Source organism: Microbacterium sp. NPDC087589 (genome assembly GCF_044743635.1).
In the GTDB taxonomy this organism is placed as follows: domain Bacteria; phylum Actinomycetota; class Actinomycetes; order Actinomycetales; family Microbacteriaceae; genus Microbacterium.
In genome coordinates this window covers 265,807-286,788 of the sequence record NZ_JBIUWV010000003.1, presented here as the reverse complement: position 1 = coordinate 286,788, position 20,982 = coordinate 265,807, and the positions used below count along the sequence as shown (strand labels likewise).

General features: G+C 67.4%; 19 protein-coding genes. 6 read left to right on the top strand and 13 right to left on the bottom strand.

From position 1 onward, the window contains the following. Positions 1–3: 3 nt before the first annotated feature. On the bottom strand, positions 4–1,119 hold the full coding sequence (locus ACIOU8_RS09575) for a GuaB3 family IMP dehydrogenase-related protein (RefSeq protein WP_400788798.1): 1,116 nt from the start codon (positions 1,117–1,119) through the stop codon (positions 4–6). 76 nt (positions 1,120–1,195) lie between these two features. On the opposite strand from ACIOU8_RS09575, the gene ACIOU8_RS09570 reads away from it, so the two are divergent. After that, a complete protein-coding gene (locus tag ACIOU8_RS09570; protein ID WP_400788506.1) occupies positions 1,196–2,275 on the top strand; it encodes an FAD-dependent oxidoreductase in 1,080 nt (359 codons plus the stop codon). Position 2,276: 1 nt separating this feature from the next. Here ACIOU8_RS09570 and ACIOU8_RS09565 read toward each other — a convergent pair whose 3' ends face one another. The 9 genes from ACIOU8_RS09565 to guaB form a co-directional block, all read right to left on the bottom strand. Beyond that, the gene (locus ACIOU8_RS09565) at positions 2,277–3,965 is read right to left on the bottom strand and encodes an ABC-F family ATP-binding cassette domain-containing protein (protein WP_400788503.1); all 1,689 of its coding nucleotides are present in this window, start codon (positions 3,963–3,965) and stop codon (positions 2,277–2,279) included. A gap of 74 nt (positions 3,966–4,039) precedes the next feature. Beyond that, positions 4,040–5,818, bottom strand: a complete 1,779-nt coding sequence (locus ACIOU8_RS09560; protein ID WP_400788501.1) for a sensor histidine kinase — start codon at positions 5,816–5,818, stop codon at positions 4,040–4,042. After that, positions 5,815–6,162 carry a response regulator gene (locus tag ACIOU8_RS09555; protein WP_400788499.1) on the bottom strand — a complete coding sequence of 116 codons (348 nt, stop codon included), beginning with the start codon at positions 6,160–6,162 and terminating at the stop codon, positions 5,815–5,817. Before ACIOU8_RS09555 ends, ACIOU8_RS09560 begins: the two co-directional genes overlap by 4 nt. Next, the gene (locus ACIOU8_RS09550) at positions 6,159–6,302 is read right to left on the bottom strand and encodes a hypothetical protein (protein ID WP_400788497.1); all 144 of its coding nucleotides are present in this window, start codon (positions 6,300–6,302) and stop codon (positions 6,159–6,161) included. The genes ACIOU8_RS09555 and ACIOU8_RS09550 overlap by 4 nt, the downstream gene beginning before the upstream one ends. After that, complete coding sequence (locus ACIOU8_RS09545; protein WP_400788795.1) at positions 6,299–7,786, bottom strand: glycosyltransferase; 1,488 nt, start codon at positions 7,784–7,786, stop codon at positions 6,299–6,301. Before ACIOU8_RS09545 ends, ACIOU8_RS09550 begins: the two co-directional genes overlap by 4 nt. Beyond that, positions 7,786–8,499, bottom strand: a complete 714-nt coding sequence (locus tag ACIOU8_RS09540) for a PHP domain-containing protein (RefSeq protein ID WP_400788494.1) — start codon at positions 8,497–8,499, stop codon at positions 7,786–7,788. The genes ACIOU8_RS09545 and ACIOU8_RS09540 overlap by 1 nt, the downstream gene beginning before the upstream one ends. Next, on the bottom strand, positions 8,496–9,485 hold the full coding sequence (locus tag ACIOU8_RS09535) for an ATP-grasp domain-containing protein (RefSeq protein ID WP_400788492.1): 990 nt from the start codon (positions 9,483–9,485) through the stop codon (positions 8,496–8,498). Before ACIOU8_RS09535 ends, ACIOU8_RS09540 begins: the two co-directional genes overlap by 4 nt. Beyond that, complete coding sequence (locus ACIOU8_RS09530) at positions 9,485–10,528, bottom strand: response regulator (RefSeq protein WP_400788792.1); 1,044 nt, start codon at positions 10,526–10,528, stop codon at positions 9,485–9,487. Before ACIOU8_RS09530 ends, ACIOU8_RS09535 begins: the two co-directional genes overlap by 1 nt. A 192-nt stretch (positions 10,529–10,720) precedes the next feature. Continuing rightward, complete coding sequence (guaB, locus tag ACIOU8_RS09525) at positions 10,721–12,223, bottom strand: IMP dehydrogenase (protein WP_400788490.1); 1,503 nt, start codon at positions 12,221–12,223, stop codon at positions 10,721–10,723. Positions 12,224–12,524: 301 nt separating this feature from the next. Between guaB and ACIOU8_RS09520 the strand changes: the two genes are divergently transcribed. The 4 genes from ACIOU8_RS09520 to ACIOU8_RS09505 are packed head-to-tail and all read left to right on the top strand — an operon-like array spanning position 12,525 to position 16,609. Next, positions 12,525–13,877 carry a branched-chain amino acid ABC transporter permease gene (locus tag ACIOU8_RS09520; protein ID WP_400788488.1) on the top strand — a complete coding sequence of 451 codons (1,353 nt, stop codon included), beginning with the start codon at positions 12,525–12,527 and terminating at the stop codon, positions 13,875–13,877. Positions 13,878–13,885: 8 nt separating this feature from the next. Then, positions 13,886–14,863, top strand: coding sequence for a branched-chain amino acid ABC transporter permease (locus ACIOU8_RS09515; RefSeq protein WP_400788485.1), 978 nt, complete (start codon positions 13,886–13,888; stop codon positions 14,861–14,863). Continuing rightward, positions 14,853–15,839: an ABC transporter ATP-binding protein gene (locus ACIOU8_RS09510; RefSeq protein ID WP_400788483.1), complete on the top strand. Its 987-nt coding sequence runs from the start codon at positions 14,853–14,855 to the stop codon at positions 15,837–15,839. Before ACIOU8_RS09515 ends, ACIOU8_RS09510 begins: the two co-directional genes overlap by 11 nt. Further along, positions 15,836–16,609: an ABC transporter ATP-binding protein gene (locus tag ACIOU8_RS09505; protein WP_400788481.1), complete on the top strand. Its 774-nt coding sequence runs from the start codon at positions 15,836–15,838 to the stop codon at positions 16,607–16,609. Before ACIOU8_RS09510 ends, ACIOU8_RS09505 begins: the two co-directional genes overlap by 4 nt. Before the next feature lie 218 nt (positions 16,610–16,827). Here the strand turns inward: ACIOU8_RS09505 and ACIOU8_RS09500 are convergent, their stop codons facing one another. The 3 genes from ACIOU8_RS09500 to groES form a co-directional block, all read right to left on the bottom strand. After that, positions 16,828–18,093, bottom strand: coding sequence for an ABC transporter substrate-binding protein (locus tag ACIOU8_RS09500; RefSeq protein WP_400788479.1), 1,266 nt, complete (start codon positions 18,091–18,093; stop codon positions 16,828–16,830). 91 nt (positions 18,094–18,184) lie between these two features. Then, the gene (rarD, locus tag ACIOU8_RS09495; protein WP_400788477.1) at positions 18,185–19,141 is read right to left on the bottom strand and encodes an EamA family transporter RarD; all 957 of its coding nucleotides are present in this window, start codon (positions 19,139–19,141) and stop codon (positions 18,185–18,187) included. 181 nt (positions 19,142–19,322) lie between these two features. Then, a complete protein-coding gene (groES, locus tag ACIOU8_RS09490; protein ID WP_067242196.1) occupies positions 19,323–19,619 on the bottom strand; it encodes a co-chaperone GroES in 297 nt (98 codons plus the stop codon). A gap of 143 nt (positions 19,620–19,762) precedes the next feature. Here groES and ACIOU8_RS09485 point away from each other — a divergent pair, with 143 nt between their 5' ends. After that, the gene (locus ACIOU8_RS09485; protein WP_400788475.1) at positions 19,763–20,971 is read left to right on the top strand and encodes an SAM-dependent methyltransferase; all 1,209 of its coding nucleotides are present in this window, start codon (positions 19,763–19,765) and stop codon (positions 20,969–20,971) included. Positions 20,972–20,982 lie beyond the last annotated feature (11 nt).

Genomic DNA, 20,982 nt, shown 5'->3' with positions numbered 1-20,982 from the left:
GCCTCAGGCCTCGTACGGTGCGAGGACGACCTCGACCCGCTGGAACTCCTTGAGGTCGGAGTATCCCGTGGTGGCCATCGACTTGCGGAGCGCCCCGATCAGGTTCGACGTGCCGTCGGCGACGGGGGCAGGACCGTAGAGGATCTCCTCGAGCGTGCCGATGCCGCCGACCTCGACGCGGCGGCCGCGCGGGAGCTTCGGGTGGTGCGCTTCGGGACCCCAGTGGAAGCCGCGACCGGGTGCGTCCGTGGCGCGGGCGAGCGCGACGCCGAGCATGACCGCGTCTGCACCCATCGCGAGAGCCTTGACGATGTCGCCGGACGTGCCGACGCCGCCGTCTGCGATCACGTGCACGTAGCGTCCGCCCGACTCGTCGAGGTAATCACGACGAGCGGCGGCGACGTCCGAGACGGCCGTGGCCATCGGAGCATGGATGCCGAGAGTGGCCCGGGTGGTCGATGCCGCTCCCCCGCCGAATCCGACGAGGACGCCGGCTGCTCCCGTGCGCATCAGATGCAGTGCCGCGGTGTAGGTGGCGGCGCCGCCCACGATGACGGGAACGTCGAGGTCGTAGATGAACTTCTTGAGGTTGAGCGGTTCGTCGACGCTCGAGACGTGCTCGGCAGACACCGTGGTACCGCGGATGACGAACAGATCGACGCCGGCCGCGGCGACGGTGTCGTAGAACTCCTGCGTGCGCTGCGGAGTCAGGGATCCTGCGACGGTCACGCCGGCCTCGCGGATCTCGGCGAGGCGCTGCGTGATGAGCGCCGGCTTGATCGGCTCGGAGTAGAGCTGCTGCATGCGCGCGGTCGCCTCGCCCTCGCCGAGGGCGGCGATCTCGGCCAGAAGCGGCTCGGGGTTCTCGTAGCGGGTCCACAAGCCCTCGAGATCGAGGACGCCGAGTCCGCCGAGCTGTCCGAGCATGATCGCCGTCTGAGGGCTCACGACGGAGTCCATCGGCGCGCCGAGCACCGGGATGCCGAAGCCGAAGGCGTCGATGGTCCAGGCGGTCGACACGTCCTCCGGGTTGCGGGTGCGCCTCGAGGGCACCACCGCGATGTCATCGAACGTGTACGCGCGACGCGCACGCTTGCCTCGGCCGAGCTCGATCTCCATGGTCACCACCCCAGACTACCGGGCGCACGCGATGACACCGACGGCTGGGAGACTGAGAAGGAACTCGGGAGGCAATATGTCGGATTCCTTGGAGGTCGCCGTCATCGGCGGCGGCGTGATGGGCCTCGCGACCGCATGGGAGCTCACCCGGCGAGGGATGAAGCCCGTGGTCTTCGACCGTTTCGCCCGCGGACACCACCAGGGCGCATCGCACGGAGCGACCCGCAACTTCAACAACGCCTATGAGGAAGAGCATTACCTCGACCTGCTCGTGTGCGCGCGCGAGGGGTGGGATGCCCTCGGGCAGGCCGACGGCGAGCCGCTGCTGCGTCTGCACGGCCTGGTCACCCACGGCGATGTCGATATCGCCGCGATCGGGCGGCGTCTGATCGAGCGCGGCATCCACGCCGAGATCCTGACGGCCGGCGAGGCATCGACGCGCTGGTCGGGCATGCGCTTCGGCGATGACGTGCTGTTCTCCCGCGACGCAGGCGTCGCCCGTGCATCCGCCGCGCTGGGCGAGCTCGAGCGCCGCGTCGTCGCGGCGGGAGGCGAGGTGCGCTGGGAGACCCCCGTGACGCGCGTCGAGGAGAGCGACGAGGGCGTCGACATCGTGCTGTCCGAGAGACGGATGCGGGCAGACGTCGTCGTCGTCACGGTCGGCGCCTGGACCGAGCGGATGCTGCCGGGCATCCGACTGCCGCGCTTGAAGGTCACCGAGGAATTCCCCGGGCACTTCCTGCCCGTGGACGGATCCGCCTGGCCATCCTTCAACCACTACGTCGACACCGACCGCTATCCGGCCACGGTGTACGGCATGCCGACGCCCGGCGAGGGCGTCAAGGTCGGCTTCCACCGCGTGGGCGACGTCGTCGACCCGGACGCACGCCCGCACGCCGTCACGCATGCGCAGGCTCTCGCGGACTACGTGCGCGAGTGGATGCCCGGTCTCGATCCGGGATCCGCGGTGCCCGTCAGCTGCACCTACACCTCGACGGACGACAGCACCTTCGTGCTCGATCGGCGGGGTCGGATCGTGGTGGGTGCGGGCTTCTCGGGGCACGGCTTCAAGTTCGCACCGGGAGTGGGATCCGCTCTCGCGGACCTCGCGCTCGATCCGTCCGCTCTCGCGGCAGCGCCTTTCCGCCTGCCCTGAGTCAGCGCGCCCGCGTCACGCGACGCTCGTCCCACACCGGAACGTCGGACTCATAGACCTCGCCGTCCGACCCGAACACGAGGAACCGGTCGAACGAGCGCGCGAACCAGCGGTCGTGGGTGACCGCGAGCACGGTTCCCTCGAAGCGCTGCAGCGCGTCTTCGAGCGCCTCGGCGGACTCGATGTCGAGGTTGTCCGTCGGCTCGTCGAGCAACAGCAGGGTCGCGCCCGAGAGCTCGAGCAGCAGCACCTGGAAGCGCGCCTGCTGTCCGCCCGAGAGCGACTCGAAGGTCTGCTGCGCCTGACGCACGAGCCCGTAGCGGTCGAGCGCCGAGCTGGCTGCGTCCCTCGGCATCCCCGCCCGCCGTTCGTCTCCTCGGTGCAGGATCTCGAGCAGAGTGCGGCCGACGAACTCCGGATGCGCATGCGTCTGAGCGAACAGCCCCGGCACGACGCGCGCACCGAGCATGGCCCGGCCGCTGTGCTCGACCGGCGAGAGCTGCTCGCCAGTAGAGGTCACGTGACCCAGAGTCGGGTCCGGGTCACTGCCGCCGCGGGCCAGCAGGCGCAGGAAGTGCGATTTGCCCGAGCCGTTGGACCCGAGTACGGCGACGCGATCGCCGTACCAGACCTCCGCATCGAAGGGGCGCATCAGACCGCTGAGCTCCAGCCCGTGCGCGACCACCGCACGCTTGCCCGTGCGCGCCCCTCGCAGTCGCATGTCGAAGTCCTGAGCCGGTGGCCGCTCCTCCGGCGGCCCCACCTCCTCGAACTTGCGCAGACGGGTCTGTGCCGCCTGATACCGCGACGCGAATCCGTCGTTCGCCGACGCTTTCACCTTGAGGTTCGCGACGAGGGTGCGCAGCTTCTCGTGCTGCTCGTCCCACCGGCGGCGGAGTTCGTCGAGCCGGTCCATACGGTCGCTGCGAGCCTGGTGGTAGGTCGCGAATCCCCCGCCGTGCACCCATGCCGAAGCGCCGGCTCCGCCGGGTTCGAGGGTGATCAGACGGTCGACCGCCCGCGCCAGCAACTCACGGTCGTGCGAGACGAGCAGCACGGTCTTCGGCGTCTGTCTGAGTTGCTCCTCGAGCCAGCGCTTCGTAGGCACGTCGAGGTAGTTGTCGGGCTCATCGAGCAACAGCACCTCATCGGGGCCGCGCAGGAGCGCCTCGAGAGCGAGTCGCTTCTGCTCGCCGCCCGACAGTGTCGTGAGCTCGCGGAACCGCGCTCGCTCGTACGGGACGCCCAGCGCTGCGACCGTGCACTGATCCCAGACGGTCTCGTGCTCGTACCCGCCCGCATCCGCGTACTCGGCGATCGCCGTCGCATACGCCATCTGGGTGTCGTGCTCATCTCGCTCGATCAGCGCGTCCTCCGCCGCCTCGAGAGCCTGCGCCGCCTGGCGGATGCGCCGAGGTGCCACCCGGACGAGCAGCCCGTGAACGGTCTGACCCGGCTCGCCGTGGCCGACGAACTGGTCCATCACGCCGAGCCCACCGTCGATGGTCACGACACCGGCATCCGCGGCCTGATCGCCGCGGATGATGCGGAGCAGTGTCGTCTTTCCCGCGCCGTTGGGTCCGATGAGAGCGCTCGTCGAACCGGCTCCGACGCGGAACGTCGTCTCGTCGAGCAGCGGTCTGCCGTCAGGAAGGGTCAACGAGACCCCTGCAACATCTATGTATCCCACCGTGCGTGGCCGTCCTTCCGCCCGCCTGGCGAGCCGACCAGGCTATCAGGATCCGACGTGCACGGCGATCACACTCAGAGGCCGACGACCTGGATCACCTCGGTGCGCGGGGCCGCCGGCAGAAGCATCCGGAACTCGGTACCGACGCCCTCCCTGCTCGTCACGTCCATGGTGCCGCCGTGCGCGAGCACGATGGCACGGGTGATCGTCAGGCCGAGGCCGACTCCCGGCACCGCGTTGCGGGTCGCGGTCGACGCGCGGAAGAACCGTGTGAAGAGCATCCCCTGCTCGTCTTCGGGGATGCCGACGCCCGTGTCGCGCACGGCGATCTCGATGCCGCCGTCCACCGGGCGGACACTCGCCGTGACGCGACCTCGGGCGGCGGTGAACTTGATCGCGTTCGAGAGCAGGTTGTCGAGCGCCTGACCGATCCGGCCGGCATCCACCGACAGCAGGACAGGGCCATCCGGCACCTCTGCGACGAGCTCGATCCCCTCGCGCTGCGCGTGCGGTCCGGACGAGGCGACGGCGCTGCGCGTGAGCTCGGCGACGTCGACCTCACGGCGCTCGAGCGGGAATCTGCCGGACTCGACCTGGGCCGTGAAGAGCAGGTCGCCCACCAGGCTCAGCAGTCGCTGCGCGTTGCGCTCGATGATGTCGACGAACTCCTGCTGATCCGTCGTGAGGGGCTGGGCCGGATCGTTCTGCAGGAGGTCGAGGAATCCGATGATCGCGCTCAACGGTGTCCGCAGCTCGTGGGAGATCATCCCGACGAATTCGTCCTTCATTCGGGCGACCTCGACCGCCCGTGTCTCATCGGTGATCACCAGCAGGTAGCCGTGCCGCGAACCGTCGGAGTCCTGATACGGGGTGACGGTGACGCGCGCGGGAACTGTCGACCCACCAGCGGTCGCCACATCGATGTTCGAGTCCACCGGCAGTCCGGCATCCGCATCGGCGAACAGGGTCCGGAGCCCTGGGTGCACCTGATCGGCCGTGTGCCGCGCGCCCTCCGGCGCGAATTGCGCGAGCACGGTGGCTTCGAAGAACCGGTCGACACGGACGTGCTCCAGCGCCTCCGGCACAGACATGCCCAGCAGACGCACGGCACCCGGATTCCATGCGGTGATCGTGCCGTCGTTGTCCGTGGCGATCACGGCCTGCCCGGTGATCGAGTTCCACAGGCTCGTGAAGGACTCGGACAGCGAACGGTACTGCTGCTCGCGCGCGCTCAGCTGTTCGAGGATGACCTGGTTCGCCGCGAGGGCTGCCGTGCGCTCGACGACGAGCGCCTCCGCCTGCGACGTGCGCTGTCGCTGCAGCCGCGACAGCTCGTTCACGATGGCGCCGACCGTCGCGAACACCAGCGGACTGATGACTCCGCGCAACCACGCGATGGGATCCTCGGGCGGGTCGATGAAGTTCGGCATCAGGAGCGCGATCGACGTGAACACCCCGACGATGAGGACCTGCCTGCGTCCCGGAGCAGCCGCGACCCAGATCACCGGAAGGAGGACGAAGGCGGAGAAGAGCGACGCCGTTCCGCCGGTGCCCGTCCTGATCGCCCCGAGACCCAGGATGTCGATCATGGGGATGAGCATCACGACCCAGCCCTCGTACACACCACGCATCGAGAGCACTGCGGCGAGCGCCGTCACTGCGGCGATGATGACGAGCCCGAAGACCGCGAAGGCCGGGTTGGTCACGGAAACCCCCGGAACGGTCCACATGAGCACGGCTGCCACGGCGACCGCGATCGCGGTCGGACTCTGCTTCATCAGCGGGGTCGGGTTGTCGAAGTAGCGGCGCCATCCGGTTTCCATCGACTGCTGCACGGAGCTCGTCGGCGTCATCGTGTCACATCTCTCAGGAGCGCTCGCAGATCCGCACCGATGATCGGCTTGGGGAGTGCGGCGTCGGCGTCGGGATAGTCGGCGACGTCGAGCACTGAGCTCACGATGAGGAAGCAGTCCGGGAGACGGACCCTGATGAGACGCGCCAACTCCGCGCCGCTGATGCCGGGGAGCAGCAGATCGAGCACGGCGACGACGGGAGAGATCGTCGCGAACGCTGCGATCGCGGATTCGGCATCAGCCGCCACGAAGACGTCGAACCCCTCGCGGTCGAGATAGCGCTTCAGCAGCGCCGCCTGATCTGCGCTGTCCTCGACCACGAGGGCCAGCGGCCGCCCGGTCATCGCAGGAACAGCTCTCGCACGATCACGACGACGACGACGATTCCCAGGGCGAGGAGCGCCTGCGGGATCAGGAGCTTCTCGCGACGCGCGTCGGCGGTGATCTCCTCCTCCTCCGCCGCTCTCGAAGGCGCTTCGGTCATGAGTCGACCCGTCCGATCTTCTCGGTCTTGATCCATGCGGCGTCAGCGTGGCGCCACTCCTTGATGTACGAGTCCACGGTGATGGCGCAGAGCAGCGAGCCATATCCGCAGATGTAGAGCAGGAGGCCCGCGAAGAAGCGTCCTCCTGGCAACCGCTCGACCGCGCGGGCGAGCCAGATGCCGAGCATCGAGATCGGGCCCCACAGATAGAAGACGACCGCCCAGGTGAACCGGGTCTCATCCGTGACGGCGAGACCGAGATCGTTCAGCCCCGCCTCGAACAGCCAGGGGAACAGGGCGATCGCCATGAGGATCAGCGCGCCGAGGCCCGGGAACATCAGCGCCTCGCGCCAGGATTGCCGGCCGATGCGCCCGTCGAGCTGAACCGCATAGAGCATCGAGAACAGATAGATGCAGGCCGCGGAGATCCACATGAAGCGGAAGACGAACTCCGCGATCTCGCTGTGCAGGATGAGCAGCACGAGCAGAGCGCTGGCGGCGAGGATCATGAACGCCGGCAGCAGCAGGATGGTGAACCACGCGAGGCCGAACGCGAAGCTGCCCAGGTTGTGCACCCTGCTGGGTCGGAACCACAGATGGCGGTAGATGGACGTGAGCTGCACGTTGCCTCTGGCCCACCGCAGCCGCTGCTTCCAGAGACTGTCGATCGTCCGGGGCTCCTCGGCCAGCACGACCGCGTGGGGCTCGAAGACCATGCGGCGTCCTGCCAGCTGGCCCTCGAACGTCGTCATCGTGTCCTCGGCGAGCGTGCCGGTCGGGATCCGACCGCCGATGGCCTCGAGGTTCGCCCGCGAATGCAGCTGCGCGCCGCCGGCCAGGCATGCGATCGCTCCCCCGACGTTCTGGGTGCGCCGGGCCGAGAGCTGTCCGATCACGTACTCGATCGCGATGAACCGGGTGAGGTAATTGCGGTCGCGACTGCCCTCGGCGATGTAGGCGGTGACGGCCCCGACCTTCTCGTCGGCCAGGTGCCGACTCATCTTGCGCAGAGAGTCCCGCGCGAAGATGACGTCGGCGTCCATGATCAGGACCGCTTCGGTCCATTCGTCCGCGAGCACGATGTCGAGCCCGTGATTGAGGGTGTGCGCCTTGCCCTCTCCGCCCTTGTCGCGGCGCAGGTGCACCACTCTCCCGGGGAACGCGGCAGCCTTCGCTGCGACCACCTCCGGGGTGTCGTCGGTCGAGGCATCGTCGATCACGAAGATGCGCAGGCGGTCAGCAGGGTATTCGAGCTGCATCAGGCGTTCGATCGCCTGCCCCAGAACCAGCCCCTCGTTCCAGGCCGGGATCAGCACGGCGACGCGCGGATGATGGGGCGCGGCCCGGCTGTAGTGGTTCCGGAACGCATGGATCGGAAGGACCAGGAACTGGAGGCCTGTGTTGATCACCGGAAGGGTCCCGACGAGCACGCACACGAGGAGGAGCACGACGACGACGGTCTCGAGCCAGCTCAGATCGACCATCAGCGAGCCCTCCATCCGTCGAGGATCTCGGCCACGCGCGAATAGCGCCCGACGTCGGAGGCCAGATGGCTGTCGGTGGATGCGACGATCTCAGCGCCGGCGCTGTGCAACGCGTCGAGGAGCGGGATGCCGGGGCACCCCCACTTCTCGTTCACCTCGACGATCGTGTCGGTCTCGGCCGCCGTCTTCGCCCAGGCCGAGACGCGCTCGGCACCGAGGTCGTCCTCGGAGAGCCCGATCTTCGGCAGGATCGAGAAGCAGTGCGCCAGCTGGTTGCCCGGATGGCGACGCATGGCCTCGATCAGCGCGGAGACCAGCTGATCGAGCGCGTGCTCCGGGGCCCAACCGCCCTCGATCCGCTCTCGCACGGTGCTCGGGCCGAGCGGTCCGTCGACGTCGGGGAACTGATGGTCGGCGATCAGGATGCGGTCGATCCCGGTGGGCAGATCGGGGATGTCGAGATCGCCCGATGCATCGAGGATCTTCGCCTCGACACCGGTCAGCACGGTGAGTCCGTCCGGCACCTGCAACGCCCTCACCGCGGCGAGATACTCGGGCACCCACGACGTCGAGCGGCGCACATGATCGACCAGGCGCACGGTCGTGAGCCCCGCCGCCGTGGCCGCCGCGACGTTCTCGGCGAGGGTCGAGACCGCGTCGTCCGAGAACGTCGAGTGCACGTGGTGATCGCCTCGGAGCAGCCCGTGGGTCACAGTTCCTCCTGATGCCCCGCGTGCGCCGAGACGAGGACTTCGTCGACCTCGAGGATCACGTCCTCGAGGAAACGCACCGTGGCGACCTCGCGGAAGGGGATCTTCGCCGGGATCTCACGACCGAGGAACAGGTCGGCGACGAGCGAGGGGATGTCGACCCCTGCGGCGATGGTGAGCGGAAGCGCACCGGGGAACCGCGGATTCACCTCGAGGAGGACGGCCCGGCCGCTCCGGTCGCGCCGGAGCTGCACGTTGGCGACGCCCACGAGCCCGATGGCGCGTGCGATCGACGCCGCGGCGCTCTCGAGCTCGTCGTCGTGCACCGTGCGTCCGGCGATCGCGACACCCGAGTCGACCCTGGCACGGGTCCGGGGCACAGCAGCCACCACCGAGCCCGAGGCGTCTGCGATGACGTCGACCGAGTACTCCTCGCCGGGGAGGAAGTCCTGCACGATGAGTCCTTCGTCGTCGGGCAGTGCTTCGAGCGACGCCCGATCGGGGACGAGTCGCACGCCTCGGCTGCCCGCGCCCTGGCGTGGCTTGGCGAAGGCCGGGAACTCCCAGTCGACCGCCAGTGCGTCGGGACCCGCGAGCACGGTTCGCGGGGTGAGTCCCGTCGCCTCGCAGCGCTCAGCGAGCAGCAGCTTGTCGAGCGCCACGGACAGCGTGTCCTGCGACGGCGCGGCGAGCACTGCCGGGGCGAGCTCGTCGCGTCGGCCGGCGAGGGCCGCGAGCTCGACATCGACCGTGGAGATCACGAGATCGAGCTGATCCTCCTCGACCATGCGGGCGATCGTCGAGACGAAGTCCTCGTCGCGTCCCGGTGGCACGAGCCGCCGGTGCGTCGGCGGCACGAGGTAGATCCCGCTGGCCCAGCCGTCCATGTCGGCTGCGAAGACCTCGAGGTCGGATCGGCCAAGGAGCGAGCGGATCACAGCCACGCCGGCGGGGCCTCCTGCACCGGTCACCAGCACGCGCGCAGCCATCAGCTCTCCTTCCGAGTGAGCTCGTGGGCGCCGATGAACTCGGCGGTCTCGCGCACGACCTCGAGCGGCTCCACGGCGGCTCCACCTCCGAAGCGCGACCAGTATCGAGCGGTGGCTGTCACGAATTCGGGCTCGAGATAGTCGCGGGTCGCCGTCTGCGAGCCGAAGCACTCGAGCAGCCTCAGCTTCTGGCCGAGGTACTGGTCGATGCGCACGAAGCGCGTGGGGCGGAAGTCGATCGTCGCCGAGGGGCTCTGATAGCAGGCGACTGTGCCCACCCGGCGGGTCGCGGCGATCGTCGCCTCGCTCACCGCACGGTGGTCTTGGTGGCGATCGTTCGACGAGTGCGTGTACACGATGGTCGGCTGCACCTCCTGCACGACCTCCTCGATCAGCCGCACCGTGGTGCCGCCGCCGGAGATCTCGGTGTCGATGAGGTCTTTGACGAACAGCCGCGCGCCGAGGATCTCGGCCGACGCGAGCGACTCATGCTGTCGGCTGTCGGCGTCTCCGCCGCGTGCACCTCTCGACAGGGTGAGGATGGTGATGGCATCACCGGCCTGGGCGTGCGCAGAGAGGATCCCACCCACGCCGATCTCGACATCGTCGGGGTGCGCGCCGATGGCGAGCACGACCTCCTTGGTGCGGCCGGCCTCACGTCGCGCTCGGCCTTCTGTCGCGAGCCGCAGGACAGCTTCGACGAGCTTCAGGTTGTCGAGCGGCTTGGTGAGGAACTCGTCGGCCTGCGCGCGCAGGGCCGACACCGCGTACTCGACCGAGACGTGCGCGGTCATCACGATCACAGGCAGCAGCGGATCGTCGCGACGCAGCTCTGCGAGCAGCTCGAGGCCGTCGAGACCGGGCATCTCGATGTCGGTGACGACCACGTCAGGGGTGAACGTCTCGAGTCGCTCGACAGCGGAGCGGCCGTCGTGTTCGACCACGACCTCGCAGCCCGCGCGTCTCTCGAGCACGGTCTTCACGAGCAGGGCGACGTCGGCGTCGTCGTCGACGACGAGGACGCGGGGAGCATCCTGAGGCATATATGCGGCTCTCATTGGGGAAGTCCCCTGCCGGTCACTGTCCGGAGTGTCTCTCTGCGCCCTTCGCGCCGGGAGCTCGAGGGGAAGTCGAGCGGGTTTCTCTAAATACTGGCATACCAACACACTCGAACGAGGATGCAGCACGACAGAGGGCCGGATGCTGTCGCATCCGGCCCTCTGTCGATCACTGTCTCAGCGCTTGTAGTTCGGCGCCTCGACGACGATCTGCACGTCGTGCGGGTGCGACTCCTTGAGCCCGGCCGGAGTGATGCGCACGAACTTGCCGCGCTGCTTGAGCTCCTCGATCGTGCGGGCGCCGACATAGAACATCGACTGACGCAGTCCGCCGACGAGCTGGTAGGCGACGGCACCGACCGGACCGCGATACGGCACCTGACCCTCGATGCCCTCGGGGATCAGCTTGTCGTCGCTCGGTACATCGGCCTGGAAGTAGCGGTCCTTCGAGTACGAGGTCTGCTTGCCGCGGGTCTGCATGGCTCCGAGCGAGCCCATGCCGCGATACTGCTTGAACTGCTTGCCCGACTGGAACACGATCTCGCCCGGCGACTCGTCCGTGCCGGCGAGCAGCGAGCCGAGCATCACGGCGTCGGCACCGGCGACGAGGGCCTTGGCGATGTCGCCCGAGTACTGCAGCCCACCGTCGGCGATCACGGGCACACCGGCGGGGCGTGCCGCAAGCGATGCCTCGTACACCGCGGTGACCTGCGGCACGCCGACACCGGCGACGACGCGAGTGGTGCAGATCGAGCCGGGCCCCACGCCCACCTTGACGGCGTCGACGCCCGCGTCGACGAGCGCCTGGGCGCCCTCGCGAGTCGCGACGTTGCCGCCGATCACGTCGATGTGCGCGAAGCTCTCGTCGGCCTTGAGCCGCTTGACGAGATCGATCACACCCTGGGACTGGCCGTTGGCCGTGTCGACCACGAGCACATCGACGCCGGCATCGCGCAGCGCCTCCGCGCGCTCCCAGGCGTCTCCGAAGAAGCCGATGGCGGCACCGACGCGCAGGCGACCCTGGTCGTCCTTCGTGGCCAGCGGGTACTTCTCGCTCTTGTCGAAGTCCTTGATGGTGATGAGGCCAGCGAGCTTGCCGTCCTCATCGATGAGCGGCAGCTTCTCGACACGGTGATGTGCGAAGAGGGCGATGACCTCGCCCGCGGCCACGCCCACCGGTGCGGTGACGAGTCCCTCGGACGTCATGACGTCCTTCACGAAGGTGGTCTGGCGCTCGAAGCCCGACACGAAGCGCATGTCGCGATTCGTGATGATACCCACGAGGCGTCCGTCGGCGTCGACGACCGGAAGGCCGGAGATGCGGTACTTGGCGCAGAGCGCGTCGACCTCTTCGACGGTCGCATCGGGCGACGTCGTGATCGGGTCGGTGATCATGCCCGATTCGCTGCGCTTGACGCGGTCGACGTGCGCGGCCTGATCGGCGATCGAGAGATTGCGATGCAGGATGCCGATGCCGCCCTCTCGTGCCATCGCGATGGCCATCCGAGACTCGGTGACGGTGTCCATCGCGCTGGACAGCAGCGGTGTCGCGACCGAGATCCGGCGAGTGATCCGCGACGAGGTGTCGGCCTCGCTGGGGATGACGTCGGTGTGCCCCGGGAGGAGCAGCACATCGTCGTACGTGAGTCCGACGAAGCCGAAGGGGTCGTGCTGGTCCATGGATTGTCCTCCTGCGGGCGCGATCTGGGGGCGAGGGTGTACCAATTCTAAGCGCCGGGAGGCTGAGGAAATTCCCGTGCTCACTGTTCTCTCGATCCATCCGGCGCCCCCGCATCTCCGAACGATTTCTGTGCGGCGTGCACGTGGCTGCGCGTCTTCGTGGTAGGAACGACTGCACCGTGAGCAGATCGTGGTCTGGTTGAAACAGAACCGACACATTACGCTCATACCGTCGTACATCAAGGTTGATGAACCACACAGCCTTGGCCTGCGCACCGAAACAGGAGGCTCTGTGAGTCCAATGACCTCGACAATGAGGCGAGCAGCTCCCGTGGTGATCGCCCTACTCGGCTTTCTCCTCGCGGCGACCATGGTGCTCTTCGGCGCACCCGGAGCGGCAAGTGCGGCAGTACCCGATACGCCCGGCGCGGACCAGGAGGAGACGGACTTCTACTTCGCCGGAGTGATCAAGTTCGACGACGTCGCCGTTCCCGACGTGACGATCTCCGTCGAAGGCGGCGGCTTCGAGGCTGAGACCGTCACCAACGCCGAGGGCGCCTGGCGTCTGTACGTGCCCGAGAAGGACGAGTACACGCTGACCGTGGACGAGAGCACCCTTCCGGACGGAGTCATCGTCGATGCCTCGCTGCTCCCCGAGGGGACGCAGCCGATCCAGGGCACCACTGCCTCGTTCGACGCCGAGTTCGGTCTCACCGGATCGAAGATCCTCAACCTGTTCCTCGGTGAGGGCGAGCGACAGACGACCTCCTTCGTGGATCAGCTGGTGGAGCGCATCATCAACGGCCTGAACTTCGGGCTGCTGCTCGCGCTGGCGGCGATCGGAGTCTCCCTGATCTTCGGCACCACGGGCCTCACCAACTTCGCTCACGCCGAGATGGTCACCTTCGGCGCCATCGTCGCGGTCATCTTCGGCACGTTCGTCGGTCTACCCATGTGGCTCACGATCCCGATCGTGTTGCTCCTCGGAGCCGCCCTCGGCTGGGGATTGGACGCGGGATTGTGGCGCCCCCTTCGTCACCGAGGGATCGGCATGGTGCCGCTGATGATCGTCAGCATCGGACTGTCGCTGTTCCTCCGGTACCTGTTCCAGTTCTTCCTCGGAGGATCGACGACGCAGCTGCCAGGATCGGATTCTGCGAAGATCCAGATCCTCGGACCGATCAAGCTGTCCACCGTCGACATGATGTCGATGGGAATCAGCATCGTCGTCATCATCGCTGTCGCCTTCTGGCTGCTCCGCACTCGAGTCGGCAAGGCCACCAGGGCGATCTCCGACAACCCGGGCCTCGCTGCGGCATCGGGAATCAACGTCGACCGAGTCATCCGCACCGTGTGGATCCTGTCCGCATCTCTGGCTGGACTGGCCGGCGTGCTGTGGGGCTACTTCCGCCCCGGCGTCAAGTGGGACATGGGCGTGCACATCCTTCTGCTGATGTTCGCCGCAGTGACTCTGGGCGGACTCGGCACCGCGTTCGGCGCACTCATCGGAGCGCTCATCGTCGGCATCCTGGTCGAGGTCTCCACTCTGTGGTTGCCCTCTGACCTCAAGTACGTCGGAGCACTCGTCGTGCTCATCCTCATCCTGCTGGTCAGACCGCAGGGCATCCTCGGTCGTCGCGAGAGAATCGGTTAGGGGCAGGAATGGACTGGGGCGGAATCCTCAACAACACCGCGGGCTGGTTGTTCAGCCCGACAACGATCGCCTACGCGCTCGCTGCCACCGGCCTGGCCGTGCACTTCGGGTACTCGGGTCTTCTCAACTTCGGCATGGCCGGCTTCATGGCCATCGGCGCATACAGCTACGCCATCTCGATCCTGTCGTTCGGCCTCCCCTGGTGGATGGGCATCATCGTCGGCATGATCGGGGCCTCGATCTTCGCGGTGATCCTCGGCATACCCACGCTGCGTCTGCGGGCGGACTATCTCGCCATCGTGACCATCGCGGCGGCCGAGATCGTGCGTCTGCTGTTCACGACCACGGCCTTCGACGAGTTCACGAACTCCGCTGACGGTCTGGGCGGATATCACGCAGGCTTCCGAGCGGCCAACCCGTTCCCGGAGGGCACTTATGGCTTCGGTCCGTGGACGTACACCGCCGATGCCCTGTGGGTGCGGGTGTTCGGACTCGGGCTGCTGGCCATCGCCGTGCTGATGGTGTGGGCGCTCATGCGCAGCCCCTGGGGCCGCGTGCTGAAGGGCATCCGTGAAGACGAGGACGCCGTGCGCTCGCTCGGCAAGAACGTCTTCAGCTACAAGATGCAGGCGCTCGTGATCGGCGGCATCTTCGGATCGCTCGGCGGACTCGTGTTCGCGCTGCCGAGTGCCGTGGTCCCTGCGACCTACACGACGAGCCTCACCTTCTTCATCTGGACGATCCTGCTGCTCGGCGGAGCCGCGACCGTGTTCGGTCCGGCGCTCGGCTCGGTCATCTTCTGGGTCATCATGGCGTTCCTCGACGGCGTGCTTCCGGCACTCGCGGCCGAAGGGATCCTGCCGATCTCGTCGATCCAGGCGGGCACGCTGCGCTACGTCCTCGTCGGACTCGCGCTGATGCTTCTCGTGATCTTCCGTCCCCAGGGCATCCTGGGCAACAAGAGGGAGCTGACCTTTGTCAAATAACTCGCCAGCCGATGCGACGCCCGAGACCGGCAGCGTCCGTCGCCCGAAGACGGGAGGGCTCGCCACTGGTCCTGCCGCCCCCGGGGTGCCGAAGGTCGACCCGATCCTGGTCGCCGACGGCGTGACGCGGAGGTTCGGCGGCCTGACGGCCGTCGATATCGACCACGTGGAGATTCCGCGCGGGGCCATCACGGCTCTGATCGGCCCCAACGGCGCCGGCAAGACCACGCTCTTCAACCTGCTCTGCGGTTTCGACAAACCGAACTCGGGCACCTGGTCGTTCGATGGGACCGATCTGAGTGGCGTGCCGTCGTTCAAGGTCGCTCGTATGGGTCAGGTGCGCACGTTCCAGCTCACGAAGTCGCTGTCACTGCTCACGGTGCTCGAGAACATGAAGCTGGGGGCGCCCCATCAGAAGGGCGAGCGTTTCCTGCAGAGCATGTTCCCCTTCTTCTGGCGTCAGCAGGAGGGCGAGATCGAGGAGAAGGCCAAGGGCCTCCTGGCGCGGTTCAAGCTGGATGCGAAGGCGGAGGATTACGCCGCGTCGCTGTCAGGCGGTCAGCGCAAGCTCCTCGAGATGGCCAGAGCGCTCATGAACGACCCGACTCTGGTGATGCTCGACGAGCCCATGGCGGGGGTCAACCCGGCGTTGACCCAGTCCCTGCTCGACCACATCCTCGACCTCAAGGGCCTGGGCATGACGGTTCTCTTCGTCGAGCACGACATGCACATGGTCCGCCACATCGCCGACTGGGTGATCGTCATGGCAGAGGGACGCGTGGTCGCGGAAGGACCGCCGGAAAATGTCATGCAGGACAAAGCGGTGATCGACGCCTACCTGGGCGCTCATCAGGACGTCGACCTCGGTGAGGTCACCGGACGCATCGCGGTCGTCAGCGAGGAGGCGGCGCGTATGCGCGCCGAGATCGCCGACGAGTCCGAGGCCGAGCTCGAGGCAGAAGAGGAGAGCAAGTGAGCACCGCATCCAGGGCCGCCGACTCGACGGAAGCCGCACGCACCGACCGGGTCGTCGTCGAGGTCTCGAACCTCACCGCCGGCTATCTGCCCGGCATCAACATCATCAACAAGGCGAACCTGATCGCCCACAAGGGCGAGCTGATCGGGATCATCGGCCCGAACGGCGCCGGGAAGTCGACGCTGCTGAAGGCCATCTTCGGAATGGTGGAAGTACGCGAGGGCGACATCACCGTGAACGGCGAGAGCATCGTCGGGCTGAAGTCCGACAAGCTGGTCTCCCGAGGCGTGGGGTTCGTGCCGCAGACGAACAACGTGTTCCCTTCGCTCACGATCGAGGAGAACCTCCAGATGGGGCTGTACCAGAACCCCAAGGTGTTCTCCGAGCGGCTGGAGTTCGTCACCGGCATCTTCGCCGAGCTCGGCCAGCGCCTGAAGCAGCGAGCAGGCTCGCTCTCCGGTGGTGAGCGGCAGATGGTGGCGATGGGGCGGGCGCTCATGATGGATCCGGCGGTGCTGCTGCTGGATGAGCCGTCTGCAGGTCTCTCCCCGGTGCGTCAGGACGACGCCTTCATTCGCGTCTCTGACATCAACAAGGCCGGTGTCACGACGATCATGGTCGAACAGAACGCTCGACGCTGCCTGCAGATCTGTGACCGCGGCTACGTGCTCGATCAGGGCCACGACGCCCACACGGGAACAGGACGCGAACTGCTGAACGACCCCAAGGTCATCGGTCTCTACCTCGGCACTCTCGGCCAGGACGACTGAGCAACCTCTGAAGGCAGTCAGACGCCCCGGGACCCGTGAGGATCCCGGGGCGTCCTCTGTGTCACGCCGTGGCGTCTCTCTGCACCCCGGCCGCTGGTCTCCCCCGGCCGCTTGTCCTAGTGCGCCCTGCGGGGCCCGCGTGCGTCACGCAGGCCACTGCTCCCGGCACAGAGAGGGCCCCGGGCGGAATCGCCCGGGGCCCTCTCTGCGCACGCGTGTCAGTCGATACGCGTGTGCATGTTGTCGGCCCCGTACTGGAAGACACCGATGGTGGCTTCGGTCGGGTCGCCGGCGTCATCGAATGCGACTCCGCCGGAGTAACCGTCGTAGTCTGCCGTGCCACCGTCGAGGATGATGTCGGCGCATGCGGCGAACGTGTCGCACTTCTCGCCGTCACCCGAACCGCCCGAGACCTCCTGCAGCTTCCCTGCGATCTCGGCCGGGTCGCTCGAGTTCGCGGCCAGTGAGGCGAGCGAGAGCAGCACGACAGCGTCGTACGACTCGGCGGCGTAGTTGAAGTCGACGAGTTCTGCACCGTCGCCCTGCTCCAGCCACTGCGCCTTCAGCCGGTCCTGGAAGTCGTCGGCGAGCACCGGCCCGGGCTGTGTGCCCTTCGATCCCTCGATCGGCACCGACATGTCGGTTCCCCACTGCGAGATGTTGCCGTCGACGAAGTAGAAGTTCGAGCCGTCGAAACCGCTGTTGACGAACGACGGAACGATCGTGGAGGTCTCCTCGAAGCCGATCACGGCGATCGAATCAGGGTTCTGCGCCAGGATCGACGAGACCTGTGCGCTGAAGTTCGTGTCTCCGGCGTTGTACGACTCGCTGGCGACGACCTCGCCACCGCTGGCGGTGAACGTCTCGTTCACGACGGCCTCGAGGCCGGTGCCGTAGGCGTCGTTGAGGTAGATGATGCCGAGAGAGGCGGCGCCGTCTTCAGCGATCAGGTTGCCGAGCACCTCGCCCTGGAGAAGATCGCTCGGGGCGGTGCGCCAGTAGAGTCCGTCGTCGTCCCACGTCGTGAAGTCCGGCGAGGTGTTCGCCGGCGAGAAGGTGATGACACCGGCGCCGACAGCCTGGTCGAGGAAGAGCTTGGTCACACCCGACGACGCGGCACCGATGAGCGCCTGCACGTCGGAACCGAGGAGACGCGGGACCGTGGTCTCGTACGCCTTGTTGTCGGGGTCACCCGAATCGCCGTACTCGACCTCGACGGTGATGCCCTTGGCAGCCTCGTTGACCTCCGCGGTCGCGAGTCCGACGCCGGCTTCCTCGGGCGGGCCGAGGTAGCTGAGCGCGCCGGTCTGCGGGAGCACGGTGCCGATGCTGAGTGTGAGATCCTCTCGTTCCGCCGGATCGGGCGCCGAGGATTCCGTCGAACCTGTGTCCCCGGAACATCCGGCGAGGATGAGTGCGGCGGCACCGATGACGGCGACAGTGCCGAATCGCTTGCGCGCACGCGAGCCAATGAGAATGCTCATGTTGCTCCTTATGTTCAGACGACGGAGCTCAGAGCGCTCTGCCGTTCTCACAAAGGTAATCGTGCGGATGCTTCGCGATTGTTGCGATGCGTTAACGGTGTGAAACAGTCCGGTCTCGGATGGATAACGGCATCCGTCGCTGACGCTTGGCCGCGAGCAGCAGGTCGACGACGAAAACGGCTATCGCGATCCAGACGATCACGAAACCGAACCAGCGCTCGAGCGGCATCGGCTCGCCGAGCACCACCGCGCCGATGATGAACTGCATGACGGGCGTGACGAACTGGATCATCCCGATGATGGTCAGGTTGATGCGTCGGGTGCCGGCGGCGAACAGCAGCAGCGGCACCGCCGTCGCCACTCCCGCGAAGGCGAGAAGCACCGCATGCCAGACGCCGTAGGCGCCCATCGTGATTCCTTCAGGCGTGGCGGCGACGAGGATCAGCTGCACGACGGCGATCGGGATCAGCCAGAACGACTCGAGAGTGAGACCGCTGATCGCATCGACCGCGGGGCCGATCTTCTTCTTGATGAGTCCGTAGACGCCGAACGAGGCCGTCAGCGAAAGAGCGATCCACGGGAACGAGCCGTAGAAGAGCACGATCACGATCACAGCGACCGCGGCGATGCCGATCGCGGCCCACTGCAGCCGGCGGATGCGCTCCTTGAGCACGAACACGCCGAGCAGCACCGTGGTGATCGGGTTGATGAAGTACCCGAGGCTGGTCTCGACGACATGCCCCGAGAGGGTGCCGATGAGGAACACCTGCCAGTTGACGTAGATCAGGACACCGGCGAGAGCGGTCCATGCCAGCAGCCTCGGCTGTCGGACGATCGCACCGAACGCGGCCCAGCCGCGCGTCACGGTGAGAAGCAGCAGACAGAAGACGAGCGACAGCAGCACCCGCCACGCGACGACCTCCCACGGCCCCGTCGGCACGAGCAGCAAGAAGTAGAGGGGCAGCACGCCCCAGAGCAGGTACGCACCCCCTGCGTACGCGACTCCCGCAGTCTGAGCGGCTCGGGATGCGGCGTTCGTCGGGGTCACCGCACAACACTATGCCCGTCGTCGAGCGGTATCGCTCCCGCAGCGGTCGTCGACCGGACATTGGCAGGAATCGATGCCGCGGTGGCGCATATCCCCGGCCTTTCCCGGCCACATGGACACGGTGCCGGGACGCAGGAAGGCCCGGATGCGTGATGCATCCGGGCCTTCCGAAGACGTTGTCTCAGCGGACGACGACTGCGAGCACGTCGCGAGCCGACAGGACGAGGTACTCGTCTGCGCCGAACTTCACCTCGGTGCCGCCGTACTTGCTGTAGAGCACACGGTCGCCCACGGCGACGTCGAGCGGAACGCGGTTGCCGTTGTCATCGATGCGGCCGGGGCCCACGGCCACGACCTCGCCCTCCTGGGGCTTCTCCTTGGCGGTGTCGGGGATGACCAGGCCACTCGCGGTGGTCTGCTCTGCCTCGACCTGCTGGATGACGATGCGATCCTCGAGCGGCTTGATGGAAACCGACACGGTCTACCTCTTCTTTCTTGACGCTGACAGGAAGACTTTTCGCACTCTCAACCCGAGAGTGCTAATTCAGTCTAGGCGCTCCGCTGGCACTCACGCAATGCGAGTGCCAATGGAGCGAACGTGCCGCCGCCTAAGCTGGACGCGTGGAGATCTCCGAGCTGCGCGCCCTGCTCACCCCCGAAGGCTTGAAGGCGCTGGACCGCCTCGGCCCGGTCGATGAGATCGCCGACGTCGCTCGCATCGTCTCTCGGCTGCGCGCCGCCGGGCACTCCCCCGAACTGGTCTCGGCCGTAGTGGGCCAGGCGCGTCTGCGCGCCAAGGCGAAGGGCAAGTTCGGCGACTTCGCATCGCGGATGCTGTTCACCCGCGCCGGGCTCGAGCAGGCCACTCGACTGGGCGTCGCCGCACGGCATGCGCAGCGGCTGCGTCGGGCCGGCATCACCCGCGTGTCCGACCTCGGCTGCGGCATCGGCGGCGACTCGCTCGCCTTCGCCGGTGCCGGACTCGACGTGATCGCCGTCGATGCCGACGAGGTGACAGCGGCGATCGCCGCCTACAACCTCGCGCCCTTCGGAGACAGCGCCGTCGTGACGCACGGCACCGCCGAGGCCCACGTGCCGGTCGACGGCGACGAGACCCAGGCCATCTGGATGGACCCGGCCCGCCGCACCGCGGGGCATGGCGAGACGCGGCGTGTGTCGTCCGATGACTACTCTCCCTCGCTCGACTGGGCCTTCGATGTGGCCTCCCGCACCTCGACCGGCATCAAGCTCGGTCCCGGGCACGACCGGGACTCGCTCCCCGTCGACGCCGAGGCGCAGTGGGTGAGCGCAGAGGGCAGCGTCGTCGAGCTGGTGCTGTGGACGAGAGCGCTGGCTCGCGACGGCATCCGCCGCTCCGCCCTCGTGATTCGCGGCGAGCGCTCGCACGAGCTCACCGCGGGAGCGGATGCCGAGGATGCGCCCGTGCGTGAGCTCGGCGACTTCCTGCACGAGCCGGACGGCGCGGTGATCCGGGCGCGCCTGATCGGCGACGTCGCGCGCAGTCTCGACGCGGGGATGCTCGATGAGCGAATCGCCTACCTCACCTCCGACACGGCGCTCACGAGTCCGTTCGTGCAGTCGTTCCGGGTGCGCGAGACGATGCCCGCCAATCCCAAGGCCATCAGCGCCGTCCTCAAGGCCAACGATGTCGGCTCGCTCGAGATCAAGAAGCGCGGCATGGACATCGATCCCGCGACCTTCCGCAAGAAGCTGACGCTGCGCGGCGATCGGTCGGCGACGCTCATCCTCACCCGGGTGGGCGATCAGCGTCGCGCAATCCTGGCCGATCGGGTGCCTGCGCCCCAGTAGCGTCAGGCCGC